Origin of the sequence: Streptomyces sp. NPDC007901 (assembly GCF_042959465.1) — a bacterium.
GTDB lineage: Bacteria > Actinomycetota > Actinomycetes > Streptomycetales > Streptomycetaceae > Streptomyces.
In genome coordinates this window covers 1-4,009 of the sequence record NZ_JBIBKW010000076.1, presented here as the reverse complement: position 1 = coordinate 4,009, position 4,009 = coordinate 1, and the positions used below count along the sequence as shown (strand labels likewise).

Here is a 4,009-nt window from a genome sequence, read left to right as displayed (position 1 = left end):
GGGCTCACGCGCCTTCTTACACGGCGAGAAAGATCACTCGTGCGCGCCCACACCATGATGCCCTGGTCGCCATACTTGGGTACGCGGCTCGCGTTCTAAAGGAAATGAGAGGTTTTCAACTTGAAATTGCAGGTCGTGGGCCTGGCGTGGGTCGTGGATGGGGTGCGCGTACCGCTCGGGTGCGTGATCGTCGGCAGGTGATCGTCCAATGCCTCGAAGTTAGGGGCTTGAGGTCGCCGTCAAGGATTCCGGGAGGGTGATCTTGTCGGTGCTGGGGGCGGTGCGGGTCAAGCGGCCGGCGCGGGTCCAGTAACCGAGTTGTGTGTTCAGGCTGTTGATGGGTTTCCGGCCGGTGATGCCGAGTGCGTGAGCGATCTCCTTGGCCTGCCAGGTGCGGTGGGCGGCGGCCATGATCTGCGAGACCTGCGTCCAGCGGTCCTGTTTCCCTGGTGCTCGTGTCCGGCGCGGTGCCAGGGCCGGCGGCTGGACGGACAGGGTGAGGGCGGTGATCGGGGTGCTGGCGAGGGGTCGGCCGTCGTGGTTCCAGGTGTGATAGCGGGAGATGCCGCGCTTGACGATGCGGGCAGAGATCCTGGGGCGGCGGGCCGGCAGGGGATGGTGCAGGACGGTAGCGCCGATGTGTCCGGTCAGGTCCGGCCGGCCGTCGGGGCGGGGGAACGGGATGATGTCAATCCCCTCGCAGCGTGGAGACGATCTATGCGGCCAGTCCCTCGGTGAGGGTGGCTCGGTAGTCACGTTCGTAGTCGATCGGGCTCTTGAACCCGCATACGCTGTGTAGCCGCCTGGCGTTGTAAAAGTCGGTGATCCAGGTTGCGATCCTGATCCGGGCCTCGGTGCGGGTGGCGAAGGTGTGCCGGTGGACGTACTCGACTTTGAGGACGCTGTTGAACGCCTCGCTCACAGCGTTGTCGAAACAAGATCCGACTCTGCCCATGGACTGGGTGATGCCCAGCTTGGGGCAGGCCCGCTGGAACTTCCGGGAGCAGTACTCGCTGCCCCTGCCGGTGCGTGATCACGCCACGGACATCGCCTCCACGGGTGGCCGCGGCCATGTTGAGTGAGGCCACCACCAGCTCGGCGTCGTGCCGCTCTGCCATTGCATAGCCGAGCAGGCGGCGGGAGAACAGGTCGATCACGGTGGATACAGCCAGCCCTCGTCGGTGGGAATGTAGGTGATGGCGCCGACCCTCGTCATCCCCGGCGCACTCGCGGTGAAGTCGCGGCCGAGCACGCCCGGGGCGGGCACCGCCCTTTTCGCCGTCCGGGTCAGACACCCCATGTCGTTTGGTGTCAAGCGGCATGGGGGGTGGGCGTGGTGGGAACAGGCGGTTGCTTCGTCGTAGAGGGTTCGGGTCTTGAGGCAGCCGTGGAGGATGCCGACGAGGCGGTTGCCCAGCTGGCGGAGAGCGGGGTCGTAGCCGATCTCGCGGGCGCGTTGCTTGTCGTAGTAGTGGCGGGCGCCGGGTGAGGCGCGCAGGGCGGAGAACGCCTGGGTCTGCAACGCGTCGGCGAGGCGGTTGGTGCGGACGTGGCGGGCCTGGACGGTGTGGCTCTTGCCGGAGGCCCGGGTGATGGGACTGGTGCCGGCGTAGCTCTTGCGGGCCTTCGCATCGGCGTAGCGGGCGGGGTCGTCTCCGAACTCGGCGAGCACCCGGGCGCCGGTGATCTCCGCGATGCCGGGCATCGAGAGGTAGATCTCAGCGTCCGGGTGCTCCAGAAAATGGACCTTCGCCTGCCCTTTCAGGTCGGCTATCTGCTCGTTGAGGGTGATCAGCAGCCGGGCGTGGGCGGTTGCGGTGGCCGCGTAGGCGGCCGCGACCGGTTCGGGGAGTCTCAGCTGCGGTTCGCGCACCGCGATCTGGATCGTGGCCGCTTTGGCGTCCCGGTGGTGCCGGCGGGCGCGGGCCAGGGCGGCGGTGATCTGGGTGCGGGTCAGCTCCTACCCCGGCTGCCGGGGTAGGAGCTTTGATCAGCAGTTCCACGGCGTCCGTGCTGGTGTCTGCGTACACGTGAAGAGAAGTTTCCGTACGCCGACAAGAGGCCTGACTGGTGCGCGAACGCACCACGCAGCGTACCGATTCCCCCCATGTCCTAGCCGCGGTGCGCGACCTGACCTGCCTGGAGCTGATCACCGAGGCGGTCCGCGTCGCACTCGAAGAAGTCGCCGGCATGTCCCCTCTCTGCTGGACGAACTGGTAGATGAGGACTGGGGGCTCCGCTACGGCCGGCCGGTCCGCCTGGGCAAGAACCCCACCAAGCCCAAGACCAGAATCCTTGCCACCAGAAATGACGCCGTCAGGCTCCTGGAACACCTTTACCGGCATGGAGCGGACCGCACGTCCGGTCCTCGTGTCCAGGCCCTGCGGCAGATCATGGTGCAGAATTGCCCCCGTGACGCCGCAGGGCACTTGCGCTGGCGCACCGCCGAGAAGGAAGGCGGACCCGGGCTGCCGTCCTCGTCCCGGGCGGTCGTCTCGCCCTACGACACCTCGGCCCGCTATGCACGGCACGGACACATCATCAGCTGGAAGGGGTTCTCCGCCCATCTGCGGAGACCTGCGCTCCCGACGGTCCCAACGTGATCACGGACGTGGCCACCACCCACGACAGCCAGGTCCTGCCCGGCATCCACACCCGCCTCGCCCGATGTGGGCTGCTGCCCGCCGAGCACCTCGTCGACGCCGGCTACACCTCCCTGCCCCACCTGGAACAAGGCACCCGCGAACACCCGGTCACCGTCTTCGGACCGCTGAGGACCAACCCCACCCGCCAACACCGCCGAGGCGAGGGCTTCGCCCGGGACGACTTCCACATCGACTACGACAAGCAGCAGGTCACCTGCCCCCAGGGACAGGTCAGCGCGGGCTGGCACGGCCCCTCCTCGCCCACCGCGGCCCCGCTGATCGCAGCTCGGTTTGCCAAGAGCCAGTGCCGCCCCTGCCCTGCCCGCACCCCGTACACCACTACCGCCGATAGCGCCCGCACCGTGGGCTTCCCTCCACGCGAACTCCGCGACCCGTAACTCCGCGTGCACCGAGCAACAGACACCCGAATGGAAGACCCGCTACGCGGTCCGCTCCGGAGTGAGGGCACCGTCAACGAGTTCGCCCACGGACACGGCATGCGACGCAGCCGTTACCGAGGAGAGGGAAAGCCCCACATCCAACACGTCCTGACGGCCATCGCCGTCAACATCGAGCGTCTCAGCGGACTGCCACCCGCCGAGGAAGCCGCCACGCGCCGCCGACCGACTGCCTTCCAGAACTACCTCGACCAGCGTGAGATACCCCGGCCGAAGTCCTGGTGAACCCCGGGCAGCTGACCTCGGCAACTCCAAGATCCCCGACTGTGAGTCAAGCTTACGGTTCCGCTGTCGGCTGCTGGTGAACCACGAGGGGGGTGGGAACGTCGTGATGGCGAAAGCTGTGTTGACCTTTTTTGGAGGCCGTGATGCCTGCTGAAGACCAACGTGCAGAGACGGACGAGCAGGGCCGGGAACAGGGGGGTGCGCAGGCGGCGCCTCGCCGGAGGCCGCCCAGGCCCGACTCGGAGCTCACCCCGGAGCAACTACGGCTCCGGCAACAGCAGAGGGATTCCAAGGCGAGGTCCCGTCTGCGGAAGGAGGCGGGTGAGGAGGCGGCGCCTCGCCGGAGGGCTGCGGCCAGGCCCGACTCGGCGCTCACCCCGGAGCAACTACGGTACCGGGAACAGCAGAGGGATTCCAAAGCGAGGGCCCGTCTGCGGTTGAAGGAGGGTGAGGGGGCGGCGCCTCGCCGGATCGCTGCGGCCAGGCCCGACTGGGAGCTCACCGAGGCGGAACTACGGGACCGGCGAAGGCAGAGGGACTACTCCCGGGCCGCCCGTGTGCGGGCGCGGGGGGGTGGGGCCGAAGGCCTGTCTCGTGCACGAGTTGCTGCGATGGATTCGTCCGGAGCGGCTGGGCTGGTGGAGGCTGATACGGAGCAGGTGCAGTCGGTTGTGCCGCAGG

The 4,009-nt window shown here is 67.9% G+C and carries 5 protein-coding genes; 2 read left to right on the top strand and 3 right to left on the bottom strand.

Annotated elements, in window-relative coordinates:
- Positions 1-219: 219 nt before the first annotated feature.
- From ACFZDK_RS55555 to ACFZDK_RS55545, 3 genes are all read right to left on the bottom strand, one after another.
- Positions 220-756 (bottom strand): hypothetical protein, encoded by a 537-nt coding sequence (locus tag ACFZDK_RS55555; protein WP_390987013.1) that lies wholly within the window; start codon positions 754-756, stop codon positions 220-222.
- Positions 716-922, bottom strand: a complete 207-nt coding sequence (locus ACFZDK_RS55550) for an IS3 family transposase (RefSeq protein ID WP_390987009.1) — start codon at positions 920-922, stop codon at positions 716-718. Before ACFZDK_RS55550 ends, ACFZDK_RS55555 begins: the two co-directional genes overlap by 41 nt.
- Positions 923-1,153: 231 nt before the next feature.
- Entirely contained in the window at positions 1,154-1,873 is a 720-nt protein-coding gene (locus tag ACFZDK_RS55545) for a transposase (protein ID WP_390987006.1), read from the bottom strand.
- A gap of 726 nt (positions 1,874-2,599) precedes the next feature.
- Between ACFZDK_RS55545 and ACFZDK_RS55540 the strand changes: the two genes are divergently transcribed.
- Positions 2,600-3,043 carry a hypothetical protein gene (locus ACFZDK_RS55540; protein WP_390987004.1) on the top strand — a complete coding sequence of 148 codons (444 nt, stop codon included), beginning with the start codon at positions 2,600-2,602 and terminating at the stop codon, positions 3,041-3,043.
- A gap of 99 nt (positions 3,044-3,142) precedes the next feature.
- Positions 3,143-3,328, top strand: coding sequence for a hypothetical protein (locus ACFZDK_RS55535; RefSeq protein WP_390987001.1), 186 nt, complete (start codon positions 3,143-3,145; stop codon positions 3,326-3,328).
- Positions 3,329-4,009 lie beyond the last annotated feature (681 nt).

Excerpts from the sequence above, each read along its gene's own strand:
- ACFZDK_RS55535 (WP_390987001.1), top strand. The coding sequence starts at position 3,143 with ATGCGACGCAGCCGTTACCGAGGAGAGGGAAAGCCCCACATCCAACAC.